We start from the raw sequence: 25,729 nt of genomic DNA on the forward strand, positions 1-25,729 counted from the left end.
CCTCAGATAGACAGCTTTTTGACGCGCTTGCCGCCATACAGCAGGTTCACGATGGCACGGGTGCCGACAATAGCGGTAAACATTGACGTTGCAACACCGATACCGGTGGTGATCGCAAAGCCTTTGATAGCGCCAGTCCCCACTGCATACAGGATAAGAACCTTAATCAGTGTTGTTACGTTCGCATCGAAGATGGAGCTGAATGCCCCTTTGTAGCCTTCGTCAATCGCCTGCTGAACAGAGCGACCGTTGCTTAACTCTTCTTTGATACGTTCGTTTATCAGTACGTTGGCGTCGACCGCCACCGCAAGGGTTAAGACGATACCGGCAATCCCCGGCATGGTCAGCGTCGCCCCCGGCAGCAGAGACATGATGCCGATAATCAGCACCAGGTTCGCAACCAGTGCGCTTGTCGCAATCAGACCAAACTTCTTATAGAAGAAGATCATGAAGAGGATGGAGACCACAAGACCGGCCAGACACGCTTCCAGACCCTGCTTGATGTTTTGCATCCCCAGAGTTGGACCAATGGTACGTTCTTCAACAATCTGAATCGGTGCAATCAGCGCACCGGCACGCAGCAGCAGCGAAAGCTGACGCGCTTCGTTCGGGTTGTTGATACCGGTGATGCGGAAGCTGTTACCCAGACGAGACTGGATGTTGGCGATGTTAATCACCTCTTCCTCTTTCACCAGCACTGCGCGGCCGTTTGCGTCTTTCTTACCGCTGTCTTTGTACTCCACAAACAGGGTCGCCATCGGTTTACCGATGTTGTCCTTGGTGAAGTTAGACATGATGTTACCACCCGCGCTATCCAGCGAGATGTTAACCTGCGGCTGGTTGTATTCGTCCTGGCTGGATGTGGAGTCGGTGATGTGGTCACCGGTCAGGATCACGCGTTTGTACAGCACAACTGGCTGACCTTCGCGGGTCTGTTTCACTTCCGAATCGCCCGGAATACGGCCAGCGGCGGCAGCGGACCGATCGACGTTGGAGTTAACCAGACGGAATTCCAGCGTAGCAGTTGCCCCCAGAATCTCTTTCGCACGTGCCGTGTCCTGAATACCCGGGAGTTCCACCACGATACGGTCAGCACCCTGACGCTGTACCAGTGGCTCAGCAACCCCCAGCTGGTTTACACGGTTACGCAGAATATTGATGTTCTGCTGAACGGCGTATTCACGGGCTTCTTTCAGGCGAGCATCGGTCATCACCGCGCGCAGCTGGTTGCTGCCCTGAGAGGTGATCACGAGGTCACGGTGACGTTGAGTCAGGTAATCTACAGCCTGATCGCGCGCCGCGCTGTCGCGGAACGTGATGCTCATACCGTAGTTATCTTCTTTACGAACGGTAGTGTAAGCAATACCTTTTTCGCGCAGATCGCTGCGCAGGCTGTCGATGTTTTGTTCCTGCAGTTTGCCGAGCGCGGTATCCATATCCACTTCCATCAGGAAGTGAACACCGCCACGCAGGTCAAGACCGAGTTTCATTGGCTCTGCATTCAACGCAGCCAGCCAACGCGGGGTTGCAGGAGCAAGGTTAAGCGCCACGACGTATTTATCACCCAGCACGCCCATCAGCACTTCGCGAGCGCGGAGCTGCGTGTCGGTGGTGTCGAAGCGAGCAAGAATTGCGCCCTCTTCCAGAGCCACAGACTTAGCGGTAATTTTTTCTTCTTGTAACGATTTCTGGACCTGGATCAGCGTTTGCTCACTGGCGGCGACACCGCGCGCGCCAGTGATTTGAACAGCCGGATCCTCACCATACAGGTTGGGAAGCGCGTACAGCAGGCCGACGAGAATCACGGCGACCAGCATGATGTACTTCCACAAAGGATAACGGTTTAACACGGCAGTTCCCTTTGGGAAAAGTTGGGATTACAGCGCCTTCATGGTGCCTTTCGGCAGAACGGCAGCTACGAAGTCACGTTTGATAACCACTTCAGTGGTGTCGTTCAGGGCAATAGCAATGTAGCCACTTTCAGCCACTTTGGTTACGCGACCGACCAGACCACCGTTGGTCAGCACTTCATCACCTTTGGCAATGGAGTCCATCAGCTTTTTGTGCTCTTTGGTACGCTTCTGCTGTGGGCGCAGGATCATGAAGTAGAAGATCAGACCGAACACAACCAGCATCAGAATCAGAGACATCGGGCTGCCCTGCGCCGGAGCACCTGTTGCCGCTACCGCATCAGAAATAAAAAAGCTCATTCAAATTCCCTCATTATTAAAATTAATCAACGTTCAAAGGTGGAACGGTTCGACCCTGACGTTGGTAAAAATCGGTCACGAAGCTCTCTAATTTACCCTCTTCAATAGCCTTGCGTAAACCAGCCATTAAGCGCTGATAATAACGAAGATTATGAATGGTATTGAGACGCGCGCCCAAAATCTCATTGCAACGATCAAGATGATGCAGGTACGCGCGAGAATAATTGCGACAGGTGTAGCAATCGCACTCGGAATCGAGCGGGCTGGTGTCACTCTTATGCTTCGCGTTACGGATTTTCACCACGCCATCGGTCACAAACAGATGACCGTTACGCGCGTTGCGGGTTGGCATAACGCAGTCGAACATATCAATGCCGCGGCGCACACCTTCAACCAGGTCCTCAGGTTTACCCACACCCATCAGGTAACGGGGTTTATCTGCCGGGATTTGCGGGCAGACATGCTCCAGAATGCGATGCATGTCTTCCTTCGGTTCACCCACAGCCAAACCGCCGACAGCGTAGCCATCAAAACCTATCTCTACCAGACCTTTAACAGAGATATCGCGTAAATCTTCGTAAACGCTGCCCTGGATAATACCGAACAGCGCATTTTTGTTCTGCAGGGAGTCAAAGCGGTCACGGCTACGCTTCGCCCAGCGCAACGACATCTCCATGGAGCGTTTCGCGTAATCCCAGTCGGCCGGGTATGGCGTACATTCGTCGAAGATCATCACGATATCAGAGCCGAGATCGTACTGAATCTCCATAGACTTTTCAGGATCGAGGAAAATCGGATCGCCGTTGATCGGGTTACGGAAGTGTACGCCCTGCTCGGTGATCTTACGGATGTCGCCCAGGCTGAAGACCTGGAAACCACCGGAGTCGGTCAGGATCGGGCCTTTCCATTGCATGAAGTCATGCAAATCGCCGTGCAGCTTCATGATCTCCTGACCAGGACGCAGCCACAGGTGGAAGGTATTGCCGAGGATAATCTGTGCGCCAGTGGCTTCCACTTCTTCCGGCGTCATCCCTTTTACGGTGCCGTAGGTGCCCACAGGCATAAACGCGGGGGTTTCCACCACGCCGCGATCAAACACCAGGCGGCCGCGACGTGCGCGACCATCGGTGGTATCGAGTTCAAATTTCATTTTTTCTCCGACGTCAGAAAAACAGTCCAACGTTGTAAAACGGTGCCGCGGACTTATTCCCCGACACGCTCATTCAAAGCCTGCGGATTGTACGTGATAAACATCGCGTCCCCGTAGCTAAAAAAGCGATATTTTTGTTCTACCGCAGACTTGTACGCCGCCATGGTGTGCTGATAACCCGCAAAAGCGGACACCAGCATAATCAGCGTTGATTCAGGCAGATGGAAGTTGGTTACCAGGGCATCAATCACGTTGTACTGATAGCCCGGGTAGATAAAGATCTGCGTATCGCCAAAGAAAGGCTCAATCAGGTCATTTTTGGCGGCCTGCGCGGCGCTCTCAAGGGAGCGTACCGACGTGGTGCCCACTGCCACAACGCGGTTACCGCGTGCTTTGGCGGCCAGAACGGCATCCACCACCTCTTGCGGCACTTCGGCATATTCGGAGTGCATGATGTGGTCTTCGATGCTGTCCACGCGCACCGGCTGGAACGTACCCGCACCGACATGCAGGGTCACGAAGGCCATCTCGATGCCTTTCGCGCGCAATTTTTCCAGCAGCGGTTCATCAAAATGCAGGCCCGCCGTCGGCGCGGCGACCGCGCCAGGCTTCTGGCTGTAGACGGTCTGGTACAGCTCGCGGTCAGCCTCTTCGTCCGGGCGCTCGATGTAAGGGGGCAGCGGCATATGGCCGATCGCATTCAGAATGTCGAGCACCGTGCGCTCGTCATTGAACGCCACCTCAAACAGCGCATCGTGACGCGCGGTCATGGTTGCACGGATGCTCTCATCATCGCCAAGCAGCAGCTCTGCACCCGGCTTCGGCGCTTTAGAGGCGCGAATATGTGCCAGAATACGTTTATCATCAAGCATACGTTCGACCAGCACTTCAATCTTGCCGCCGCTGGCTTTACGGCCAAACAGACGCGCCGGGATCACGCGGGTATTGTTAAAGACCAGCAGATCGCCAGGGTTGAGCTTGTCGAGCAAATCGGTGAAAGTACCGTGCGTCAGCTCGCCCGTCGGCCCATCCAGTGACAGCAAACGACAGCTACTGCGCTCAGGCATTGGGTAGTGAGCAATCAGGGATTCAGGTAGTTCAAAGGAGAAATCGGCGACGCGCATGACGTATACTCGTGACTTAAAAACAGGCGGCATAGTCTAGTGCTCACACCCTTTTGCTGCAACAACTAGCCGCCCCTGGACAAATAAAACGCATGAATTTTCTCGCTCACCTGCATCTTGCTCATCTCGCTGACAGCTCTCTTTCCGGCAATCTGCTGGCCGATTTCGTGCGCGGTAATCCCGCCGACGCGTACTCCGCAGAGGTTGTCGACGGGATTTTTATGCATCGCCGTATCGACGTACTGACCGATAACCTGCCGGAAGTCCAGGAAGCCAAAGCGTGGTTCCGCCCTGAAACGCGGCGCGTCGCACCGATCACGCTCGATGTGATGTGGGACCATTTCCTCTCGCGGCACTGGGAAACACTCTCTCCTGAGATGCCCCTAAACGCGTTCGTGCGCTATGCCCACCAGCAGGTGTCCATTATTTTGCCGGATTCGCCGCCGCGCTTTGTGAATCTGAATAACTATCTCTGGTCAGAACGCTGGCTTGAGCGCTATCGCGAGATGGACTTTATACAGAATGTGTTAAACGGGATGGCGAGTCGTCGACCGCGACTCGACGCGCTGCGCGACTCCTGGCATGACCTGGACGCCCACTACGAGGCGCTGGAGACACGATTCTGGCAGTTCTATCCGCGTATGATGACCCAGGCGAAAAACAAACAGCTATAACAGAAATGCCATTGATAGGTGAAAGCTTGCTGAACGATTGTTAGCGCCTCTTTGTCTTATCAATGAACACTCTCTATACTGGGCGGCGTTGCGTTCCAAATAACCTTAGTATCTACAGGAGAATCACATGGTTCTGGTAACTCGTCCGGCTCCGGATTTTACAGCTGCAGCAGTTCTGGGCAACGGTGAAATCGTTGAAAACTTCAACTTCAAACAGCACACCAACGGTAAAGCGACCGTTCTGTTCTTCTGGCCAATGGACTTCACTTTCGTTTGCCCGTCTGAGCTGATCGCATTCGACAAACGTTACGAAGAATTCCAGAAGCGTGGCGTAGAAGTTGTAGGCGTCTCCTTCGACTCTGAATTTGTACACAACGCATGGCGTAACACCCCTGTCGACAAAGGCGGCATCGGTGCGGTGAAATACGCAATGGTTGCGGACATCAAACGCGAAATCCAGCAGGCTTACGGTATCGAACATCCGGACGCTGGCGTTGCACTGCGCGGTTCTTTCCTGATCGACGCAAACGGCATCGTTCGTCACCAGGTTGTTAACGATCTGCCACTGGGTCGTAACATCGACGAAATGCTGCGCATGGTTGACGCGCTGCAGTTCCACGAAGAGCACGGTGAAGTGTGCCCGGCTCAGTGGGAAAAAGGTAAAGAAGGTATGAACGCGTCTCCGGACGGCGTTGCTAAATACCTGTCTGAGAACGTATCCAGCCTGTAATCGGCACGGTTTACGGAAAAGGCCCGCATTAGCGGGCCTTTTTGTTTTGTACGATCTCACTTTCACACGTTAAAACGCGAAGCACGAGCACCCCAGCACGCCCCAGAATGCCTGGTCATCAGATACCGGGATATCCGATTGCCGCGCAATGCCGTGCGCATGGCCATGCACTCCGCAGCTACCAATGCACTGGTGCATCTGTACCACCGCCCCCACTTTACTGGCTGCTGGCGGCGCAGAGCGGTAATGCCCCGGGACTTTCACGACCGGTGACCACGACGGCACAACCGGGATCGGCGGCGGTGACAGCGGACTGAAATGACCGGCGGCATACACGATCTTGCCATCCACAACGGTCAGCACCGATTCAATGCCCTTGATCTCCTCTTCCGTCACGCTGAAGTAATCTTTCGACAGCACCACCAGATCCGCAAGCTGCCCTTCAACCAGACGGCCTTTTTTACCCTGCTCGCTGGAAAACCACGCGCTGCCTGCGGTCCACAGCTCCAGCGCTACCTCACGCGGCAGGCGGTTATTGTCGTCATACATCGCCAGGCCGCCGACGGTTCGCCCGGAGACCAGCCAGTAGAGCGCCGTCCACGGGTTATAGCTCGCCACACGGGTTGCGTCGGTACCTAGCCCAACCGGCACGTCCAGTTCCAGCATTTTCGCCACCGGCGGCGTGTGTTTCACCGCCTCTTTGCCGTAGCGGTCGACGAAATATTCGCCCTGGAACGCCATACGGTGTTGCACCGCAATACCGCCCCCCAACGCTTTGACGCGCTCGATATTACGTTCGGTAATGGTCTCCGCATGGTCAAAGAACCAGTGCAGGCCGTTAAACGGAATCTCACGGTTCACCTTCTCAAAGACATCCAGCATCCGGCTGATGGATTCGTCATAGGTGGCATGCAGCCGGAACGGCCAGCGGTTTTCCACCAGGTGGCGCACCACGCGTTCCAGCTCGTCTTCCATCCCTTGCGGCAGATCCGGGCGCGGCTGGAGGAAATCTTCAAAATCCGCCGCCGAGAAGACCAGCATCTCTCCTGCCCCGTTCGCACGATAAAAGTCTGTGCCCTGCCCCGGTTTGAGCATATCGGTCCAGCGCTCAAAATCCTCCAGCTCCTGTTTAGGGCGCTGGGTGAAGAGGTTGTAGGCAATACGCACCGTCATCTGCTCTTTGGCGTGCAGTTCGGCAATCACCTCGTAATCTTCCGGGTAGTTCTGGAAGCCGCCGCCGGCATCAATGGCGCTGGTCAGCCCCAGACGGTTAAGCTCACGCATAAACTGGCGCGTGGAGTTAACCTGCTGCTCAATGGGGAGTTTCGGTCCTTTTGCCAGCGTGGCGTAGAGGATCATCGCGTTAGGTTTAGCGATCAGCAGCCCGGTCGGGTTGCCGTGGTTATCACGCACAATCTCCCCGCCCGGCGGGTTTGGCGTCTCTTTGGTGTAGCCGACAGCTTTCAACGCGGCGCGGTTAAGCAGGGCACGATCGTAGAGGTGCAGGACAAACACTGGCGTATCCGGTGCCGCCTCGTTAAGCTCTTCGATGGTCGGCATCCGGCGTTCGGCGAACTGAAACTCGCTCCAGCCGCCCACCACCCGAACCCACTGAGGTGAAGGTGTACGATCGGCCTGATCTTTCAACATCCTTAGCGCATCCGCCAGCGACGGTACGCCTTCCCAGCGCAGCTCGAGGTTGTAGTTCAGCCCGCCGCGGATCAGGTGCAGGTGCGAATCGTTAAGCCCGGGGATCACCGTACTTCCCTTCAGATCGACAATCTGCGTTCCCTGCGTCGCATAGCTCATAATGCGATCGTGGTTGCCCGTCGCCAGGATCTTGCCGTTAGCAATAGCCACCGCTTCCGTGAGCGGGTTTTCGCGATCGAGGGTATGGATCTTACCTTTGGTTAAGATCAGTGTGGCAGTTTGAGACATAACGTACTCCTTTCAGCCGAATCAGGCTTTTTTGAGCCATCCGGCAAACAGACGGGTCACGATGGGCATCCACAGCCAGACCACCAGCGCGACCACACAGGCATCGTTAATCAGATGCAGCAACAACGTACCTTTCAGGCCAGGAAGCAACGCACCGGTCACCAGCGGCACCAGGTTGGTACTGGGGAAGATAACCAGCAGGGTAATGAGAAACTGTTTCCACTGTTTAGGCTTACGCACATGAGGCTCCGGTGGAGTAAACCAGAACGCCGCCTCGGTACGCACTTCGGTTTTATCGCCTTCCGCCAGCAGCGGTTCAATCTCTTTTACCAGCGCATTACGGGTATCGGACTGGGTCCATGCAGAAAGGTGTTCGAGGGTGTCGAAACGGATTATCACCGTCCACAGATGTTGTCCGTCGGTCGGGCGGATGACGTTCGCGCCAAGATGCCCCGGAAATTCCGCCGCGATGGGCATGATCTTACCCAGCCACTGTTCGTATCGCTCAGCCTGACCCGGCAGCAAGGTGTGGGTGATCACCAGCGTGACGTGCGATGTGTGCGCCATAATAGTTTCCTGGTCATTAATGGGCGGGAGAACCCCGCCCTGAAAGGTTTACGCTTTGCGTTCTGGCGCGCCGTGAACGAGGGTGTAGGCATAGTCAACGCCCATGCCATAAGCACCGCTGTGCTCACGGACCAGGTCCATGACCGCGTCGTAAGTGCCTTTGCGAGACCAGTCGCGCTGATACTCAAGCAGCACCTGCTGCCAGGTCACAGGAACCGCGCCCGCTTGAACCATACGGTCAATCGCACGTTCATGGGCATCTACGGAGGTACCGCCGGAAGTATCGGTCACTACATAAACTTCAAACCCTTCATCCAGAGCCATCAGCGCCGGGAAGGTCAGGCAAACTTCGGTCCACAGGGCTGAGATGATAAGTTTCTTGCGGCCCGTTGCTTTCACTGCCGCAACAAACGCATCGTCTTCCCAGGAGTTCATAGAGGTACGTTCAATCGGTTTAACCTCCGGGTGAACCGCCAGCAATTCTGGCCAGATGTATCCGCTAAAGCTTTTTGTTTCGACAGAGGTGTAGATAACCGGAACATCAAAAATTTTGCCTGCTTTTGCCAGAGCCACCGTATTATTCTTTAATAACTGACGGTCAATATTTGCCACGCCAAAAGACATTTGCGGTTGGTGATCGATAAAAATCAGTACGGAATTGGACGGGTCAATCAGTTCACGAATAGACATAAAAGTACCTTTTAATCAATGTGTTAAAAGCCAACGTTTTGGTGTGCTATATGAGAAAGGGCCCTGACTGATAAAGCAATTTGAGTATAGCGAGAATTGATTGAGCGGATAGTAAAGATATTTGTCCCCTCTGTTGAAATTAACCGAACAACTTAGGGGAATTTTCAGCAACCGGGAAATAAACCGGTTGCTGATGACGATTAATTTCCGAACCAGACGGAGGCGGAAATGGCCGGTAAGGAGAGAATGCCTTCCTGAATCGTGCCTTTACCCTCTTTGCGTTGCCACGCCTTCACGTGCAGCAACGGAGAGTCATCCAACACCACTTCACAGGCTTCTCCGCGGTTGATGGCGACCAGCACGCGTTGCTGGTTGTAGACGCGGGCAAACACCACCACGTTATCGTGGGCATACACCACCTGACAGCCACCGTAACGCAGCGCCTGGTTCTGTTTACGAAGCTTAGCCAGACGCTGGTACAGGCTGAGCAGCGCCTTGTCCTGCTTCGCCGGATCCCAGGGGAAGGTTTTGCGGCAGAAGGGATCGTTGTTCCCCTCCAGCCCCACCTCATCACCGTAGTAAATGCACGGCACGCCAGGCCAGGTGAAGAGCCAGGTAACGGCCAGCGGCAGGCGCGCCACATCCTTGCCAAGCAGGGATTTAAAACGTGCGGTATCGTGGCTGTCCAGCTGGTTAAACATCCGCAACTGCTGCTGATGCGACAGGCTGGCGCGGTAGTTATCCATCCATGCCATACAGGTTTCGGCGTCGATATGCTGCGGATCGTAGGAGATATCGGTGTTCGCCAGAAATCCCCATAGCGGGAAGGTAAAACCGCGGTAGTTCATGGCCGAATCTTCTGCATCGGCTTGCAGCCACTGGCGTGCATCGCCAAAATGCTCGCCAAAGACAAAGGCCTCCGGCTGCGCGGCTTTCGCTGAGCGGGTGATTCCTGCAACGTGCTGAAGGTTATTCCGCGCTCCGCCCGCTTCACCCAGCATATGCACCACGTCAAGACGCCAGCCGTCCATGTTCCATGGTGCCTTAAGCCAGTGGCGGACAACGCTGTCTTCACCGCCGTAGATTTCGTTGACCAGAGAAGGCGACTGGAAATCCAGCTTCGGCAGGCTTGGGTAGCCCAGCCAGTCCAGCGCGTAGCCCTCTTCATTAAAGCTGTACCAGTCACGCTGCGGCGAATCCGGGTTATGGCATGCCCCGCTCATCGACTGGTTATGACGGTCAAACCACGCGTGCGAATCCCCGCTGTGGTTGAACACGCCGTCCAGAATCAGGCGCATCCCTTCGTTTTTAGTGTTCTGTCGCAGGCGCAGCAGCGCGGCATCGCCGCCAAACTGCTCATCAACATGACGATAATCTTCGGTGTCGTATTTATGCACGCTCGGCGCTTTAAACACCGGGTTAAGGTACAGCGCCGTCACGCCCAGTTTTTTCAGGTACGGGAGTTTTTCGCTGATTCCGTCGAGATCGCCGCCGTAAAACGTCGAGCCACCCGCCTGCGCGGTCAGCGGTTCATCCCATGCTTTGAGGATAATGTCGTGACCTGCTGCGTGGTGGTAATAAACCTTATCCTGGTCTGCAGTGCGCTTTTCGCTGCGGGCAAAGCGGTCCGGGAAAATCTGGTAAAACACCTGATCGTTAACCCATTGCGGGCCATTGTCCGGGTAATCGACGGCAAATTGCTCCAGCCGGGCCGGCGGAAAACGGCTAAACCCCTGCGGGGTAAACCACAGCTGGCGGTTATTCCACAGCAGTTTAAAACTGTAGCGACGACGCGGCTGTCCACGGGTTAAATCGATGTTTGCCCGCCACGCCGTGATCCCGGGCTGCGGCTGGCTGCGCTGCTTATGCATTTTCAGCGCGGTCTCTTCGTTATCAATTTCGGCGCGTAGCGTCACGCGTTCAGGCTGATTTTCCCCCGCCAGCCAGAGCGTAATCACAAGGTTGTCTTTGTTTTGCTTAACAAATGGGGCAACCGGAAGGTGCCAGGCGTTTAACATCACGAATCCCCTTTGATGAAAGTGACGTCACCTTGCCACAGGGTGGTTAAGGTTAGCTCATCATGACGAGGTTTATTGAGGGAGGAGGACGGGGGAGGAGGCATCAGCGTGAGCGGATGCCTCCTTCCAGTCCCTCTGCGGGGAGAGGGACGATTACTGTGCCTGCGCCAGCTGACGGTCGCGGCGGCATTTAAACATCCAGCCCAGCAGCAGCAGGACGATCCACGCGCAGCCCACATAAAGGGAGATACGGGTATCCGGATGATAGCCAATCAGGGCGATGATAAAGACCAGGAAGACCAGGCCGACAGCGGTTGTCACCACCCCACCCGGCACTTTGAACTTCAGCGCTTTCGCCTCTTCCGGTGACAGACGGCGACGGAACGCAATCTGCGACAACAGGATCATGATCCACACCCACACGGTCGCGAAGGTCGCCAGCGACGCAATCACCAGGAACACATTCTCCGGCATGATGTAGTTCAGGTAGACCGACAGCAGCAGGGCTACGGTCATTACCATTACCGTCACCCACGGCGTGCCGCGACGAGAGGTTTTGGCAAACACCTTAGGCGCACTGCCCTGCTCCGCCATTCCGTGCAGCATGCGGCCCACGCCAAAGACGTCACTGTTGATTGCCGAAAGCGAGGCGGTCAGCACCACAAAGTTCAGGATGCTGGCGGCAAACGCGATGCCCATATGCTGGAAGGTCAGCACAAACGGGCTGCCGTTAGTGCCCACCTGGTTCCACGGGTAGATGGACATAATGACGAACAGCGTCCCCACATAGAACACCAGAATACGCATTGGCACTGAGTTGATGGCGCGCGGAATGGATTTCTCCGGGTCTTTCGCTTCCCCGGCGGTAATGCCGATAATCTCGATCCCGCCGTAGGCAAACATGACCATCTGCAGCGACATCACCATACCGAGCCAGCCGTTGCTGAAGAAGCCGCCGTTGCTCCAGAGGTTATGGATCCCCGTTGGCTGACCGCCGTTGCCGATACCCCAGATGATGATCCCGAAGCCCGCGATAATCATGATGATAATGGTGGCAACTTTGAAGAAGGAGAACCAGAACTCCAGTTCACCAAACACCTTCACGCTCATCAGGTTGACGGCACAGATGATCAGCACCACGCTCAGCACCCATATCCAGTGCGGAACCGCGGGGAACCAGACGCCCATGTAGATGCCAAAGGCGGTAACGTCGGCAATAGCCACAATCAGAATTTCGAAGCAGTAGGTCCAGCCGGTGATGAAGCCCGCCAGCGGGCCTAAGTTTTCCTGCGCATAGCGCGAGAACGAACTGGCAGACGGATTGTGAACCGACATCTCCCCGAGGGCGCGCATGATGATATACGCGGCCACGCCACCGATGATGTAGGCCAGCAGAACGCTGGGACCGGCCATTTTAATGGCATCTGCCGAGCCATAAAAAAGACCGGTACCGATAGCGGATCCCAGCGCCATAAAGCGAATGTGGCGGGTGCTGAGTCCACGTTTGAGTTTGTTAGTGCTTTCCATTTAAATCTTGCCATTCAACTCGAAAAAAACAAAAAACCACGGGGCCTTAAGCCCCGTGGTTAAACAGTTTGTTGCCGTTGATTAATGGGCGTTCGATGCGACCTGACGCCCTGCAGCACGATCCCAGATAATGGCCAGAACCAGTGCAACAACGGTAGGCATCAACCAGGCCAGGCCTTGCTCGGACAGCGGCAGACGCTGTGTCCAGGCTGGCAGTATTTGCGCAAAGGCGGATGCTTTAATCCCGTCAAGGATACCAAAAATCAGGCTGATAAACATGGCTGGCGCAATAATTCGCGACGAGTTGTTCCACCACGGGCGGGTGAAGCTCAGCACCACCAGCACGATACATGGCGGATAGATGGCCGTCAGCACCGGGATAGAGACCTGAATCAGGTGGCTCAGACCGAGGTTTGACACCGCCATGGAGAAGATGCCCAGGATAAAGACCAGCGTGCGGTAAGAGAGCGGCAGATACTGAGCAAAGAACTCAGCGCAGGCGCAGGTCAGCCCCACGGCGGTGACAAGGCACGCCAGGAAAATCAGTACCGCCAGCAGCAGGCTACCCGCACCACCAAAGGTGTGCTGTACGTAAGCATGGAGGATCGCCGCGCCGTTGGCATTTTGATCGACCAGTATGGCGCTATCTGAGCCCAGGCGGAACAGCGCCAGGTACAGCAGCGTCAGCCCTACACCGGCCATCAGGCCAGCCCAGATGGTGTAGCGAGTCAGCAGACGCGCTTCCGTCACGCCGCGGGAACGTGCGGCATTCACGATAACAATACCAAACACCATTGCGCCCAGCGTATCCATCGTCAGGTAGCCGTTCACAAAGCCGTTGGAGAACGCGGCGTTTTTATAGGCGTCCATCGCATCGCTAATCGGGCCTGCGGGCCAGACGATGGCCGCAACCGCCAGCACAATCAGCGCCACGATTTTCAGCGGAGCCAGGAAGTTACCCACGGTATCCAGCAGCTTGCCCGGATAAAGGGAAACCAGAATGACAATCGCGAAGTAGATCAGGCTGTAGATAAACAGCGGCATCGCGCCATCGCCAGTGAGCGGGGCAATCCCCACTTCGAAGGATACGGTCGCGGTACGCGGGGTCGCAAACAGCGGGCCAACGGCCAGATAGCAGACGGTCGCCAGCAGAATGCCGGCCACTTTGCCAATCGGGGTGCTGAGGCTATCAACGCCACCACCGACTTTCGCCAGCGCGACGACGGTCAGTACCGGCAGACCCACAGCAGTAATCAGGAAACCAAACGCAGCGGTCCAGACGTGTTCACCCGCCTGTAAGCCAACCATTGGGGGGAAAATGATGTTGCCTGCGCCAACGAACAGCGCAAATGTCATAAAGCCCAGCGCGATGATGTCACGCGATTTTAAGTGATGGGTCATAAAACCTTACTGCCTGTGGATGTGGTGTTGAAAACATTGAGATTTTCGCTATCCCTGACGGGACGATACAGCGGAAAATTTGCTCAATTTCAGCGGGATATGCTCCCGTCCTGGCGTGGAGAAGAATAGTTTTTCGATTTACCACGCAAATACAGTCGGTATGACAGTATCTGGGGCGCAATTTAAACGCTTATAACGTTTAAAGGCAAGATGGGATCGTGAAACCAGAACAATATGCCAGCATCAAAAATCAGACCAGCACAATACGCTAATTATAAGAAAAACCCATGGCTAATCATGCGAACAAAAAACAGCCAGCCGTATAATATTCAGCCGCGTTTCGCTTGACTGCAAAGCAAACGGGCCAGCAAACGCTGGCCCGTGGAAAGGTAAACTGACACGCCTGTCGTCAGGCGATCTTTTTGGCAATTAATCGTTCCGGGATAACGAAACTGAAGCGGGTTCCCTTACCCAGCGTGCTTTGAATATCGAGACGGCTTTCATGATGATTCACCGCGTGTTTCACAATAGCCAGCCCCAGACCGCTGCCGCCGGTCTGCCGTGAGCGCGCTTTATCCACCCGGTAGAAGCGCTCGGTCAGACGCGGGATGTGTTCAGGTGCGATCCCCGGCCCGTTATCCTCTACGCTGAACTCAGCGCCCGTTGGCGTGTGCTGCCAGCGCACCACGATATCCGTCCCCGCTGGCGTATGATTCACCGCGTTATACACCAGATTAGAAATGGCGCTGCGCAGCTCATCTTCGCTGCCAAGCACCTTGAGCGTGTTGTCGACCTCGAAGGTCAGCTGATGCATTTTATGGCTTAACGTCTGCGCTTCGCGCTCCACCACCCGCAGCATCATCGGCACATCAATGGTGTCATTCAATGCCAGCGAGGGGGCGGCCTCAATTTTCGAGAGCGTCAGCAGCTGTTTCACCAGCCCTTCCATACGGTGCGTTTGTTCACGCATCGTATGCAACGCTTTCTCGCGCGGCGCGCCTTCCAGCGTTTGCTCCTGCATCATCTCCAGGTACCCCTGAAGCACCGTCAGCGGAGTGCGTAATTCGTGGCTGACGTTGGCAAAGAAGTTGCGTCGCGCCCCTTCCAGCTGGTGCATCTGGGTGACATCACGGGCAACCATCAGCCACTGCTGGTCGCTGTAAGGCATCACACGGATTTCCAGATGGCGCCCATTATTGAGCTTCAGGTTGTGGGGGCGGGTAAAATCACGCTTTTTCAGGTACAGCGTGAACTCGGGATAACGCAGAAGGTTGAGGATGTTCTGGCCATTATCGTCCGGCCAGCGCAGGCCCAGCAGCTGTTGCGCGAGGCCGTTACACCAGAAGATCGTCCCTTCTTCGGTCGTCAGAATGACAGCATCCGGCAGCGACTCAGCGCCGCTACGGAAGCGTTTGATCAGGCTTCCCAGCTCCCGACGCCGCTTTTTGTTACGCATCTGCATCTGGTGCAGACCGTACAGCAGCGGCTCCCAGCTTCCGCTTCCCGGCGGAGGCGTCATACTTCGGTCAACCCATAGCCACCACGAGAGGCGCAGCAGGTTCCAGAAATGCCAAATCAGAAGCCCGGTAACCGACGCCAGCAGAAACCACGGCAAATATCCAAGAAAGGCCCCCAGAATGAAGGCCGGAATACAGCATAAGATCAGTTCAAAGACGAGCCTTTTCCATGACAGACGTTCCAGCACGCGTCACACTCCTGTCATTGTTCAGAAACGGGTTGAAAAACGATAACCCGTGCCGCGGACCGTCTGCACCATGCGATCGTGGCCGCTCAGTTCCAGCGCTTTTCGCAGGCGGCGGATATGTACGTCAACCGTCCGGTCTTCGACATACACGTTAGTTCCCCAGACGTTATTCAGCAACTGTTCGCGGCTGTATACGCGCTCCGGGTGAGTCATAAAGAAATGCAGAAGTTTAAATTCGGTAGGCCCCATATCGAGGGGATTTTCACCGGTCATGACGCGGTGTGAGGTAGGGTCAAGGCTCAGTCCCTGCATCTCAATCACCTCTTCCACCGCCATCGGTGAAATGCGGCGCATCACGGCTTTAATGCGGGCAACCAGCTCTTTCGGTGAGAACGGTTTGGTAATGTAATCGTCCGCCCCCGTTTCCAGACCGCGTACGCGATCCTCTTCTTCACCGCGCGCCGTGAGCATCACAACCGGTATGTCGCGGGTAAGCGCTTCACGTTTCAGGTGTTTGATAAACTGCAGCCCGGAGCCGCCAGGCAACATCCAGTCGAGCAGAATCAGATCGGGCCAGGGTTCATTCAGCTGGTTCACCGCGCTGTCATAATCTTCCGCCTCAACCGGCTGGAAGCCATTTTGCTCGAGCACGAAGCACACCATTTCACGAATCGGAGCTTCATCTTCTACGACCAGAATACGTCTCGCCATACTTTGCCCTGTTTTATCTTATTTAAGTTACAAGTTTGTAATGCGGCGTCATTATGCGTCAGATTTATGACAGATTTATGAAAAACAGTACCACTATAAAGGGCAAACTGTTGTTTTATTACAGCGGTTATTTTCTGTTCCCTGACAGTTTATAATCCTGCTTTCTTTTTTTCGCCACGGATCAGCAATGCGCATACTACACACCTCTGACTGGCATCTGGGTCAAAATTTTTACAGCAAAAGCCGGGCGGCTGAACACGAAGCGTTCCTGAACTGGCTGCTGGATACGGCCCGCTCTCATGAGGTGGACGCCATTATTGTGGCGGGTGACATCTTCGATACCGGCTCGCCCCCCAGCTATGCGCGCGAGTTATATAACCGTTTTGTCGTCAATCTGCAGCAAACGGGCTGTCATCTGGTGATTGTTGCCGGCAACCATGATTCCGTCGCAACGTTAAATGAATCCCGCGATATTCTGGCGTTTCTCAATACTACCGTGGTGGCCAGCGCAGGACATGCGCCGCAGATCCTGAAAAAGCGCGACGGGACGCCGGGTGCGGTACTGTGTCCGATCCCATTTTTACGCCCGCGCGATATTGTCCAAAGCCAGGCGGGGCTTTCCGGCGCAGAAAAACAGCAGCATTTGCTGCAGGCCATCACCGACTATTACCACCAGCAGCATGCCCAGGCCTGTGCCCTTCGCGGTGACCAGGCGATTCCGGTGATTGCCACCGGGCACCTCACCACCGTTGGGGCCAGCAAAAGCGACGCGGTGCGTGACATTTATATTGGCACGCTGGATGCTTTCCCGGCACAAAACTTCCCGCCCGCGGATTATATTGCCCTCGGGCATATCCACCGGGCGCAGGTTATCGGCGGCTGCGAGCACATTCGCTACTGCGGCTCGCCCATCTCGCTGAGTTTTGATGAGACCGGCAAAGCCAAAAGTGTCCATCTGGTGAGCTTTAGCGACGGCAAGCTCAGCGCCGTCGACACGCTGGAAGTGCCCGTCACCCAACCGCTGGCGGTGCTGAAAGGCGATCTGGACGCCATCACCGCCCAGCTTGAACAGTGGCGCGGCGTGGAACAAAACCCGCCGGTCTGGCTGGATATTGAGATCGCCAGCGGCGACTACCTGCATGATGTGCAGCGTAAAATTCAGGTACTCACGGAAGACCTGCCGGTAGAGGTGCTGCTGGTGCGCCGCAGCCGCGAGCAGCGCGAGAAAATTCTGCTCGGCGCTCAGCGCGAAACGCTCAGCGAACTCAGGGTGGAAGAGGTTTTTGAACGCCGGCTCTCCCACGAGGAGATTGACGACGCGAAACGCGCACGGCTGAACGAGCTGTTTACGCACACCCTGCATGCCCTGAACGATGAGGAAGAAAACGCATGAAAATCCTCAGCCTGCGTCTGAAAAATCTCAACTCACTGAAGGGTGAGTGGAAAATCGATTTTACCGCGGAGCCGTTTGCCAGCAACGGACTGTTTGCGATTACCGGGGCTACCGGCGCAGGGAAAACGACCCTGCTCGACGCCATTTGTCTGGCGCTGTATCACGAAACGCCGCGTCTGCAGAAAGTCTCCCAGGCACAAAACGATTTGATGACGCGCGACACGGCCGAATGCCTTGCCGAAGTTGAGTTTGAAGTCAAAGGTATTGCCTATCGCGCTTTCTGGAGTCAGAACCGCGCGCGAAATCAGCCCGACGGTAATCTTCAGGCCCCACGCGTCGAGCTGGCACGCTGTGAGGACGGTAAAATTCTGGCCGACAAAGTGTCGGATAAACTGGAACAAACGGCCGCCCTCACCGGGCTGGATTATGGCCGTTTTACCCGCTCAATGCTGCTCTCTCAGGGGCAATTTGCCGCCTTCCTCAATGCCAGACCTTCCGACCGCGCCGAACTGCTGGAAGAACTGACCGGAACCGAGATCTACGGGCAGATTTCCGCCATGGTGTTTGAGAAACACAAAGCCGCGCGTAACGCCCTTGAGGTGTATGAAGCACAGGCTGCAGGCGTCGTATTGTTGAGTGAAGAGCAACAGCAGCAGTTACAGCAAAGTTTGCAGGCACTTACTGACGAAGAAAAAACGCTGCTGGCGCAACAGCAGAATCAACAGAAAGATTTTCAGTGGCTTACGCGCAATGACGAGCTTATACGTGAGCAGCAACGCGTTGCCACCTTGCAGCAACAGGCGCAACAGGCACTGACCGAGGCTGCGCCCGAGCTGGCAACGCTCCAGCTTGCTCACCCCGCCGCCCAGCTGCGACCACTGTGGGACAGCCAGCAAGAGCAAACCACCCGGCTGGGGCAAACGAAGCAACGCATTGTTGAAGTAAATGCTCGCTTACAAGCAAAAACCGCGCTGCGCTCGCGTATCCGTAATACGGCCCAGCGTAGCCATGCACAACTGCAGACCGACCTTACGGCGCTGGCACAATGGCTGGCAGAGCACGAGCGGTATCGTCAGTGGGGCCAGGAGATAGCAGGCTGGCGCGCCCATTTTGCACAGCTGAATCGCGATAAAAATCAGATCGCCACGCTTTCCACGCGCATTGCTGAATTACGCCAGAAGCTGGCAGAGATGCCGGAAAACGCCCTGACGCTCACGGCTGACGAAGTCAGCGTGGCGATGGAGCAACAGGCTCAGTCACGGACTTTCCGCCAGCGGCTGATGTCGCTTCAGGCCCGTTATCTGCCGCTGCAACAGCGTCTGCGCCAGAACGGTGAAAGCCTGCAGAAAGCCCAGGCAGAGCAGGTAAAACTCAATGAAACGCTGACGCTGCGTCGCCAGCAGTACAAAGAGAAAAACCAACATTACCTGGATCTTGAAACGCTCTGCAGACAGGAAGAGAAGATTAAAAGTCTGGAGGCAGAGCGTGCGCAGCTGCAGGCGGGACAGCCCTGCCCGCTGTGCGGCTCAACCTCGCACCCGGCGGTCACTGCCTATCAGGCGCTGGAGCTCAGTGCCAACCAGCAGCGTCGCGACCAGTTAGCCAAAGAGGTCGCTGCACTTAAAGAGGAAGGATTGTTAGTTCTCGGTCAGGTGAATGCCCTGACCCGGCAGATCCAGCGTGAGACAGACGACGCTCAGACGCTCTCTCAGGAGGAGCAAGCGCTCACTAAAGAGTGGCAATCGGTTTGCGCGTCCCTGAATATCACTCTGAATATTCGGGAAGATATTGCCCCGTGGATGAACGAACAAGAGCAGTATGAGCGTCAGCTTTACCAGCTGAGCCAGCGTCTGACGCTGCAGCAACAGCTGAATGAACAGGACGCGCAGGCGCGTCAGTATCAACAGCAGCTGACGGCCACGCGCCAGGCGCTGGAAACGACCCTGCTGACGCTGTCACTCAACGTCCCGGAAGAAGGCACAGAGGCTGCCTGGCTGAACGAACGAGAAACCGAGTTCGCACAGTGGCAGGAAAAACAGACTCAGCATGGCGTCATGCAGGAGCGCATGACGGCTCTGATGCCGCTGCTCGACACCCTGCCCGCCACAAACGACACAGAAACCGAACCGGCCATTCCTGATAACTGGCGCGAAACGCACGACGAATGCGTTTCTCTTCAGAGCCAGCTTGCTACATTGCAACAGCAGGAAAGCCTCGAAAGCGAGCGACTGCAGCACGCCACGACGCATTTTACCGCCGCACTGACCGCAAGCTGCTTCGCCGATCGGGAGGCCTTTCTGGCTGCACTGCTTGATGAAGAGACTATCCGCCGTCTTGAACACCGTAAGCAGACCCTGGAAAACCAGCTTCAGCAGGCAACCGCGCTGTTCGCACAGGCAAACCAGCAGCTGCAGGCTCATCAGACGCAGCGACCGGAAGGGCTGGAACTCGACGCGCCAACCCTGCAGTTGCAGCTACAGCAACTCGGGCAACAGCTTCGGGAGAACACCACTCATCAGGGTGAAATCCGCCAGCAGCTTAAACAGGACAGCGATAACCGTCAGCACCAGTTGGCGCTCATGCAGCATATTGAAGAGGCCGCGCGGCTGGCCGATGACTGGAGCTATCTGAATTCGCTGATAGGTTCCAGCACCGGCGACAAGTTCCGTAAGTTTGCCCAGGGGCTCACGCTGGATAATCTGGTCTGGCTTGCCAACCAGCAGCTAAATCGCCTGCACGGGCGCTATTTGCTGCAGCGCAAGGTCAGCGATGCGCTGGAACTCGAAGTAGTGGATACCTGGCAGGCGGACGCGGTGCGCGATACCCGTACCCTCTCCGGCGGCGAAAGCTTCCTTGTTAGCCTGGCACTGGCGCTGGCGCTTTCCGATCTGGTGAGTCACAAGACACGCATCGATTCGCTGTTCCTGGATGAAGGCTTCGGCACGCTCGACAGCGAAACGCTGGATACCGCCCTGGATGCGCTCGACGCGCTGAACGCCACCGGGAAAACCATTGGCGTGATTAGCCACGTCGAGGCGATGAAAGAGCGAATCCCGGTGCAGATCAAAGTGAAGAAGATTAACGGGCTGGGGTATAGCAAGCTGGATAAGGTGTTTGCGGTGGAGTGAGGGTGCCCTGCATGAGGGCCCCTCATCCTGCCCCTCTCACGTAGGGAGAGGGAGAATGGCTATAGCGGCCAGAGCCACGCGGCGCCGCGCACGCCGCTGGAGTCCCCGTGCACCGCTTTGCGGATCGGGGTTTCACACTCACCCCCGAAGACCCACTGCTTCACCAGATTCGGCACCGTGGCATATAAACGGTCGACGTTGCTCATCCCGCCGCCGAGCACAATCACGTCAGGGTCAAGGATATTCACCACGTGCGCCAGGGATTTCGCCAGCCGCATTTCATAGCGGCTGAGAGCCAGCTCAGCCACCGGATCGTGTTCCCCGACCCGGCGCATAATCTCGTTCCCCTTGAGTGGCTGGCCACTCAGGCGGTGATAATCGGTGGCAAAACCGGTGCCGGAGATAAACGTCTCAATACAGCCCTGCTTGCCGCAATAGCACGGCACCTCGGCGCGGTATTTAAGTTCATCGTCATCCATCCACGGCAGGGGGTTATGTCCCCACTCGCCCGCCGTACCGTTGCCGCCAATATGGGCACGCCCGCCCAGGGCCACGCCTGCGCCACAGCCGGTCCCGATAATGACCGCAAAAACGGTCTGGGCCCCTGCGGCGGCACCGTCAATGGCTTCGGAGACGGCCAGACAGTTGGCGTCATTTGCCAGACGCACTTCCCGGTTCAGGCGCTGACTTAAATCTTTATCAAAAGGCTGACCGTTGAGCCAGGTGGAGTTGGCATTTTTAACCACCCCGGTATAGGGCGAGATTGAGCCCGGGATCCCCATCCCAACGGTGCCGGTCTGCCCTGTCGCCTGCTCAGCCATGTCGACCAGCCGGGCAATCGTCTCGATAGTCTGGTGATAATCATCGCGCGGCGTAGGCAGACGGTGGCGGAACAGTTGCTCCCCCTGCTCGCTCAGTGCGATGACTTCTGTTTTGGTGCCGCCCAAATCAATCCCAATACGCACAAGACACTCCTCATTATTTTGATTATCAACAGAGTAGAAGCCCGCTTCCCGATTAGCAATGCAAGCGATGCGACAATTCGTTATCATGCCCGCTGATTTAACGACAAGGCCGTGGAAATTATCATGCTGTGGTTCAAAAATTTGATGGTTTACCGTCTCAGCCGCGACGTTTCGCTGCGTGCAGAAGAGATGGAAAAACAGTTAGCCGCTTATAGCTTTTCCCCTTGCGGTAGCCAGGATATGGCCAAAACCGGTTGGGTTCCTCCAATGGGTTCACAAAGCGATGCATTGACCCACGCCAGCAGCACGGGTCAAATCATCGTCTGCGCCCGCAAAGAAGAAAAAATTCTGCCCACGCCGGTGGTCAAGCAGGCGCTCGAAGCGAAAATTTTCAAGCTTGAAGCCGAACAGGGTCGCAAGCTGAAAAAAACCGAAAAAGATTCGCTGAAAGACGAAGTTCTTCACTCTCTGCTGCCGCGCGCCTTTAGCCGTTTCAGCCAGACAATGATGTGGATCGATACCGTTAACGGGCTGATCATGGTGGACTGCGCCAGCGCCAAAAAAGCGGAAGATACGCTGGCCCTGCTGCGCAAAAGCATCGGATCGTTACCGGTCGTTCCGCTGGCGCTGGAAACGCCGATTGAACTGACCCTGACCGAATGGGTGCGCAGCGGTACAGCGGCCCAGGGCTTCCAGATCCTTGATGAAGCCGAGCTCAAAGCCCTGCTCGAAGATGGCGGCGTGATCCGCGCGAAAAAGCAGGATCTGGTGAGCGACGAGATCGCCGTTCACATTGAAGCGGGCAAAGTGGTGACCAAACTGGCACTCGACTGGCAGCAGCGTATTCAGTTTGTGATGTGCGATGACGGCTCGGTGAAGCGTCTGAAATTCTGCGATGAGCTGCGCGATCAGAACGAAGATATCGATCGTGAAGATTACGCCCAGCGCTTTGACGCGGACTTTATCCTGATGACCGGAGAGCTGGCAGCGTTAATTCAGAATCTGGTAGAAGGCCTCGGCGGCGAAGCGCAGCGGTAATACCTGCAGTGACCCTCTCCCGGCAGGGAGAGGGAATAAAACGTTTTATTTCAGGTAGCGGCACAGATAAGAGGTCGGTTCAGCAACCTGCAGATGGAATTCGCTGTGGCCAGGGACGTTGAACGCTTGTCCGGCAGAGTAAACTTTCCATTCTGTTTCCCCCGGCAGTAAGACGTTGAGCGCACCGCTGATCACCGTCATCTCTTCAGCTTCGGCTGTACCAAAGGTGTATTCCCCTTCAGCCATAACGCCGACACTGGCGCGGCCAGTGCTGCTGCTGGTAAAACCAATGGATTTCACTTTACCGGAAAAGTATTCGTTACTTTGAAGCATGAACTGGCCCTTATATTTTTAGATAAAAATTCACTATAGGGGCCATGATCATCACCTGTCACGCAAAATCATTAGATCAACAGCTCTGCGGCCAGCCGGGCCATCAGAACATTGGACAACAGCACCGGGACATCCAGCGCCTTTTGCAGTAAGTCACGGTGGTGCTGGTGGAATCCAAGGCAGTCCAGAATCAACACATCGGCCCCTCTCTCCAGCAGTTCCCGTCCTGCCTCAATCAGCGCGGCCTCGCTGTCCCAGAAGGGATTGGCCAGCGCATACAAAGGCATTTTTTCGAGTACGTGCCATTTTGCCGTCTGGTTGTCCATGAGCTCTTCAATGGGAACAATGACCCCCACCTGATGCCCGTCAACAATGGAGGCCACCAGCGGCGGAATGATCCGCATCGGCTCCAGCAAAATCGCATTACGCGCGATGAGTCCCTTAACAGGTGCAGTACTCATCAGTAAAATAACGTCATAGCCTTGATTATCGAGCACTTCTATTACGCTCTGCAGCGAGCGCTCGATTTTCTGACGCGAAACATGCGCCAGTTTACCGTCACTTAATAACGTCGCCAGGGGATCCTCCCCCGCCTCTACAGCGTAGTCTTCCATGACCTCTTCCCGACTCATCTTCCCCAGCAGGCTTAGATGCGTTATCTGTTGTTCAGATACATGCTCGGTTAAGAGCGGTAACACTTCGCTTACAGGGACCACACCAATAGTGAGGATCGCCAACGTCGCCTTCATCTTCATCGCCTTCCATTACCGCTAAATCTTTCACACAGGTACAGGCTCACTACGCTGCACAGTTCGTTTTTTCAACAAAACAGCACCAAGCGTAGCAGGTGATCCCCATCGCGAAATGTAAAGATCGCCTGCCCGTTACGGAGTTACCTGTAATAACTAAATATTAACCCCTGCTTAACATTTGCGATGAGTAAAAAGTGTGATTCAGGCACGGTATTTAGCCCTTTAGGAATTCATTCACGACTTATCAGGATCTTCGTAGCGCCGTTTGGCATCCAGCGCTTCCTGTTCAGTTTCATGTTCACTGATCAGAGAGTCTGGTTTGGGGTGATCGGCACGCAGCTGATACCAGGTGACGGTTTGATCGCCATTACCTTTTTCAACGGTAACGATGCGTGCTTCACGTGGATAGGGAGGTCTGGTTGGCATAGCTCATCCTTTTTTTATGTCTGAGCTATAAGTATAGACGCCGCTTAGCTGGCACAAGCCAAACGCAGGGCGGTAATAATCTGAATTACCACGTCCTCGGGTGAAGCGGAAGCATCCACAACGTGGTGTGCCGCTTCGCGGTATAACGCATCGCGTTCGGCCAGCACTTCGCTCACCTCTTCGCTGAGCGGCCGGGAGGTCAGCGCAGGACGTTGTCCCTCTTCCGGAAATGCTTCCAGCCGCCCTACCAGGGCCGAAACGGGTGCACTAAGGTAGATGACAATCCCTTTCTCGCGCATAAAGCGACGGTTACACTCGGCGAGAACAATGCCGCCACCGGTTGCGATAACAGCAGACGGCGTGGTGACCGCCTTCAACGCGGCCGTTTCACGGGCGCGAAAGCTCTCCCACCCCTCTTGCTCAACGATTTCCGCGATGCTTTTCCCGGCTTCGGTTTGCAGCCAGTGGTCGGTATCAACAAACTGACGATCGCACGCGCGTGCCAGTTCCAGGCCAACGGTGGTTTTCCCACAGCCGCGGGGGCCAACTAAAAAGATGGGTTGGGTCATAACCAGGTGTTCCCCTTGATGCCGGATGGCCGAAGAGCGTAAAGAAATAATTGCAGAAGATGTTGCGTTTACTTTACTGCAAAGCGGTACGGGATGACAACCCTGCGGAGGCCATACTGTACCACAAAGTGACAATGGTTATCATTACGCAGTGCGACGCTTGACTTCGAGCAGCCACTTATCAAGCTCTGCGGCGAACTGCTGGCGATCGCGCTGGGACAGGCTGTCTGGCCCGCCGGTCTGCACGCCGCTGGCGCGAAGCGTATCCATAAAATCACGCATGGTGAGTCTTTCACGAATGGTCGCCGGCGAATAACGCTCCCCTCTCGGGTTCAGCGCCGCCGCTCCCTTTTCAATCACTTCCGCGGCCAGCGGGATATCCGCCGTGATCACCAGATCCTCGGGGCTACACAGACGCACAATCTCGTTATCCGCCACGTCAAAACCAGCCGGAACCCGCAATGCGCGAATAAATCGGGAAGGCGGTACGCGAATATTCTGGTTCGCCACCAGCGTAAGCGGCATCTGCACGCGCTCGGCCGCGCGGAATAAAATCTCTTTAATCACATTCGGACACGCGTCCGCATCAACCCAAATCGCCATATTGTCTCCCCATAATGATTCTGCCGACTATTGTCGCCTGCATTTCGTTGTTAAGCTATCAATCAGAGAAAACAACG

23 protein-coding genes are annotated in these 25,729 nt (G+C 55.6%); 5 read left to right on the plus strand and 18 right to left on the minus strand.

Translation table 11 applies throughout. The features are described from left to right. Positions 1 to 2: 2 nt before the first annotated feature. Genes secD through queA form a run of 4 tightly spaced genes read right to left on the minus strand, consistent with a single transcriptional unit; the run spans position 3 to position 4,484 of the window. Positions 3 to 1,850 (minus strand): protein translocase subunit SecD, encoded by a 1,848-nt coding sequence (secD, locus tag L466_RS03640; RefSeq protein WP_071993113.1) that lies wholly within the window; start codon positions 1,848 to 1,850, stop codon positions 3 to 5. A gap of 27 nt (positions 1,851 to 1,877) precedes the next feature. Continuing rightward, positions 1,878 to 2,210 carry a preprotein translocase subunit YajC gene (gene yajC / locus L466_RS03635; RefSeq protein ID WP_000007630.1) on the minus strand — a complete coding sequence of 111 codons (333 nt, stop codon included), beginning with the start codon at positions 2,208 to 2,210 and terminating at the stop codon, positions 1,878 to 1,880. Between the two features lie 22 nt (positions 2,211 to 2,232). Then, a complete protein-coding gene (tgt, locus tag L466_RS03630) occupies positions 2,233 to 3,360 on the minus strand; it encodes a tRNA guanosine(34) transglycosylase Tgt (protein WP_020885227.1) in 1,128 nt (375 codons plus the stop codon). A 53-nt stretch (positions 3,361 to 3,413) separates the two neighbouring features. Next, positions 3,414 to 4,484, minus strand: a complete 1,071-nt coding sequence (gene queA, locus L466_RS03625) for a tRNA preQ1(34) S-adenosylmethionine ribosyltransferase-isomerase QueA (RefSeq protein ID WP_032677507.1) — start codon at positions 4,482 to 4,484, stop codon at positions 3,414 to 3,416. 92 nt (positions 4,485 to 4,576) lie between these two features. On the opposite strand from queA, the gene acpH reads away from it, so the two are divergent. Then, a complete protein-coding gene (gene acpH, locus L466_RS03620; RefSeq protein WP_025204983.1) occupies positions 4,577 to 5,158 on the plus strand; it encodes an ACP phosphodiesterase in 582 nt (193 codons plus the stop codon). Positions 5,159 to 5,285: 127 nt separating this feature from the next. Continuing rightward, on the plus strand, positions 5,286 to 5,888 hold the full coding sequence (locus L466_RS03615; RefSeq protein ID WP_014168840.1) for a peroxiredoxin: 603 nt from the start codon (positions 5,286 to 5,288) through the stop codon (positions 5,886 to 5,888). A gap of 69 nt (positions 5,889 to 5,957) precedes the next feature. Here L466_RS03615 and L466_RS03610 read toward each other — a convergent pair whose 3' ends face one another. From L466_RS03610 to phoB, 8 genes are all read right to left on the minus strand, one after another. After that, positions 5,958 to 7,826 (minus strand): amidohydrolase, encoded by a 1,869-nt coding sequence (locus tag L466_RS03610; protein ID WP_032681570.1) that lies wholly within the window; start codon positions 7,824 to 7,826, stop codon positions 5,958 to 5,960. A 21-nt stretch (positions 7,827 to 7,847) separates the two neighbouring features. Then, positions 7,848 to 8,393 carry an antibiotic biosynthesis monooxygenase gene (locus L466_RS03605; protein WP_014168838.1) on the minus strand — a complete coding sequence of 182 codons (546 nt, stop codon included), beginning with the start codon at positions 8,391 to 8,393 and terminating at the stop codon, positions 7,848 to 7,850. Positions 8,394 to 8,441: 48 nt separating this feature from the next. Beyond that, positions 8,442 to 9,083, minus strand: coding sequence for a hydrolase (locus tag L466_RS03600; RefSeq protein ID WP_020885231.1), 642 nt, complete (start codon positions 9,081 to 9,083; stop codon positions 8,442 to 8,444). A 200-nt stretch (positions 9,084 to 9,283) separates the two neighbouring features. After that, complete coding sequence (gene malZ, locus L466_RS03595; protein WP_032681572.1) at positions 9,284 to 11,101, minus strand: maltodextrin glucosidase; 1,818 nt, start codon at positions 11,099 to 11,101, stop codon at positions 9,284 to 9,286. Between the two features lie 153 nt (positions 11,102 to 11,254). After that, a complete protein-coding gene (proY, locus tag L466_RS03590; protein WP_014168835.1) occupies positions 11,255 to 12,628 on the minus strand; it encodes a proline-specific permease ProY in 1,374 nt (457 codons plus the stop codon). 81 nt (positions 12,629 to 12,709) lie between these two features. Beyond that, entirely contained in the window at positions 12,710 to 14,029 is a 1,320-nt protein-coding gene (gene brnQ / locus L466_RS03585; RefSeq protein ID WP_014168834.1) for a branched-chain amino acid transporter carrier protein BrnQ, read from the minus strand. A gap of 409 nt (positions 14,030 to 14,438) precedes the next feature. After that, on the minus strand, positions 14,439 to 15,734 hold the full coding sequence (gene phoR / locus L466_RS03580) for a phosphate regulon sensor histidine kinase PhoR (protein ID WP_014168833.1): 1,296 nt from the start codon (positions 15,732 to 15,734) through the stop codon (positions 14,439 to 14,441). A 21-nt stretch (positions 15,735 to 15,755) separates the two neighbouring features. After that, the gene (gene phoB / locus L466_RS03575; RefSeq protein ID WP_008503265.1) at positions 15,756 to 16,445 is read right to left on the minus strand and encodes a phosphate response regulator transcription factor PhoB; all 690 of its coding nucleotides are present in this window, start codon (positions 16,443 to 16,445) and stop codon (positions 15,756 to 15,758) included. A gap of 187 nt (positions 16,446 to 16,632) precedes the next feature. On the opposite strand from phoB, the gene sbcD reads away from it, so the two are divergent. Together sbcD and sbcC are read left to right on the plus strand one after the other, a co-directional pair. After that, positions 16,633 to 17,838: an exonuclease subunit SbcD gene (gene sbcD / locus L466_RS03570; RefSeq protein WP_032681573.1), complete on the plus strand. Its 1,206-nt coding sequence runs from the start codon at positions 16,633 to 16,635 to the stop codon at positions 17,836 to 17,838. Next, positions 17,835 to 20,966, plus strand: a complete 3,132-nt coding sequence (gene sbcC, locus L466_RS03565; RefSeq protein WP_032681574.1) for an exonuclease subunit SbcC — start codon at positions 17,835 to 17,837, stop codon at positions 20,964 to 20,966. Before sbcD ends, sbcC begins: the two co-directional genes overlap by 4 nt. Positions 20,967 to 21,025: 59 nt before the next feature. Here the strand turns inward: sbcC and mak are convergent, their stop codons facing one another. Next, positions 21,026 to 21,931 carry a fructokinase gene (gene mak / locus L466_RS03560; protein WP_025204991.1) on the minus strand — a complete coding sequence of 302 codons (906 nt, stop codon included), beginning with the start codon at positions 21,929 to 21,931 and terminating at the stop codon, positions 21,026 to 21,028. A 123-nt stretch (positions 21,932 to 22,054) separates the two neighbouring features. Here mak and rdgC point away from each other — a divergent pair, with 123 nt between their 5' ends. Further along, positions 22,055 to 22,969: a recombination-associated protein RdgC gene (rdgC, locus tag L466_RS03555; RefSeq protein ID WP_014882739.1), complete on the plus strand. Its 915-nt coding sequence runs from the start codon at positions 22,055 to 22,057 to the stop codon at positions 22,967 to 22,969. A 45-nt stretch (positions 22,970 to 23,014) separates the two neighbouring features. On the opposite strand, the gene ppnP is transcribed toward rdgC, so the two are convergent. The 5 genes from ppnP to L466_RS03530 form a co-directional block, all read right to left on the minus strand. Next, on the minus strand, positions 23,015 to 23,302 hold the full coding sequence (gene ppnP / locus L466_RS03550) for a pyrimidine/purine nucleoside phosphorylase (RefSeq protein ID WP_014168827.1): 288 nt from the start codon (positions 23,300 to 23,302) through the stop codon (positions 23,015 to 23,017). 71 nt (positions 23,303 to 23,373) lie between these two features. After that, complete coding sequence (locus L466_RS03545) at positions 23,374 to 24,051, minus strand: AroM family protein (RefSeq protein ID WP_025204994.1); 678 nt, start codon at positions 24,049 to 24,051, stop codon at positions 23,374 to 23,376. 237 nt (positions 24,052 to 24,288) lie between these two features. Further along, entirely contained in the window at positions 24,289 to 24,480 is a 192-nt protein-coding gene (yaiA, locus tag L466_RS03540) for a protein YaiA (protein ID WP_013095817.1), read from the minus strand. A gap of 44 nt (positions 24,481 to 24,524) precedes the next feature. Then, the gene (gene aroL / locus L466_RS03535) at positions 24,525 to 25,049 is read right to left on the minus strand and encodes a shikimate kinase AroL (protein WP_020885238.1); all 525 of its coding nucleotides are present in this window, start codon (positions 25,047 to 25,049) and stop codon (positions 24,525 to 24,527) included. A 144-nt stretch (positions 25,050 to 25,193) separates the two neighbouring features. Beyond that, positions 25,194 to 25,652, minus strand: coding sequence for a YaiI/YqxD family protein (locus L466_RS03530; RefSeq protein ID WP_014168823.1), 459 nt, complete (start codon positions 25,650 to 25,652; stop codon positions 25,194 to 25,196). Positions 25,653 to 25,729: the final 77 nt, after the last annotated feature.

Origin of the sequence: Enterobacter sp. BIDMC 30 (assembly GCF_000534355.1) — a bacterium.
Lineage (GTDB): Bacteria > Pseudomonadota > Gammaproteobacteria > Enterobacterales > Enterobacteriaceae > Enterobacter > Enterobacter ludwigii.

Excerpts from the sequence above, each read along its gene's own strand:
- tgt (WP_020885227.1), bottom strand. The coding sequence starts at position 3,360 with ATGAAATTTGAACTCGATACCACCGATGGTCGCGCACGTCGCGGCCGC.
- queA (WP_032677507.1), bottom strand. The coding sequence starts at position 4,484 with ATGCGCGTCGCCGATTTCTCCTTTGAACTACCTGAATCCCTGATTGCT.
- L466_RS03610 (WP_032681570.1), bottom strand. The coding sequence starts at position 7,826 with ATGTCTCAAACTGCCACACTGATCTTAACCAAAGGTAAGATCCATACC.
- sbcD (WP_032681573.1), top strand. The coding sequence starts at position 16,633 with ATGCGCATACTACACACCTCTGACTGGCATCTGGGTCAAAATTTTTAC.
- yajC (WP_000007630.1), bottom strand. The coding sequence starts at position 2,210 with ATGAGCTTTTTTATTTCTGATGCGGTAGCGGCAACAGGTGCTCCGGCG.
- ppnP (WP_014168827.1), bottom strand. The coding sequence starts at position 23,302 with ATGCTTCAAAGTAACGAATACTTTTCCGGTAAAGTGAAATCCATTGGT.
- phoB (WP_008503265.1), bottom strand. The coding sequence starts at position 16,445 with ATGGCGAGACGTATTCTGGTCGTAGAAGATGAAGCTCCGATTCGTGAA.
- L466_RS03615 (WP_014168840.1), top strand. The coding sequence starts at position 5,286 with ATGGTTCTGGTAACTCGTCCGGCTCCGGATTTTACAGCTGCAGCAGTT.
- yaiA (WP_013095817.1), bottom strand. The coding sequence starts at position 24,480 with ATGCCAACCAGACCTCCCTATCCACGTGAAGCACGCATCGTTACCGTT.
- L466_RS03605 (WP_014168838.1), bottom strand. The coding sequence starts at position 8,393 with ATGGCGCACACATCGCACGTCACGCTGGTGATCACCCACACCTTGCTG.
- sbcC (WP_032681574.1), top strand. The coding sequence starts at position 17,835 with ATGAAAATCCTCAGCCTGCGTCTGAAAAATCTCAACTCACTGAAGGGT.
- acpH (WP_025204983.1), top strand. The coding sequence starts at position 4,577 with ATGAATTTTCTCGCTCACCTGCATCTTGCTCATCTCGCTGACAGCTCT.
- L466_RS03530 (WP_014168823.1), bottom strand. The coding sequence starts at position 25,652 with ATGGCGATTTGGGTTGATGCGGACGCGTGTCCGAATGTGATTAAAGAG.
- rdgC (WP_014882739.1), top strand. The coding sequence starts at position 22,055 with ATGCTGTGGTTCAAAAATTTGATGGTTTACCGTCTCAGCCGCGACGTT.
- proY (WP_014168835.1), bottom strand. The coding sequence starts at position 12,628 with ATGGAAAGCACTAACAAACTCAAACGTGGACTCAGCACCCGCCACATT.
- L466_RS03545 (WP_025204994.1), bottom strand. The coding sequence starts at position 24,051 with ATGAAGGCGACGTTGGCGATCCTCACTATTGGTGTGGTCCCTGTAAGC.
- aroL (WP_020885238.1), bottom strand. The coding sequence starts at position 25,049 with ATGACCCAACCCATCTTTTTAGTTGGCCCCCGCGGCTGTGGGAAAACC.
- L466_RS03600 (WP_020885231.1), bottom strand. The coding sequence starts at position 9,083 with ATGTCTATTCGTGAACTGATTGACCCGTCCAATTCCGTACTGATTTTT.
- brnQ (WP_014168834.1), bottom strand. The coding sequence starts at position 14,029 with ATGACCCATCACTTAAAATCGCGTGACATCATCGCGCTGGGCTTTATG.
- malZ (WP_032681572.1), bottom strand. The coding sequence starts at position 11,101 with ATGTTAAACGCCTGGCACCTTCCGGTTGCCCCATTTGTTAAGCAAAAC.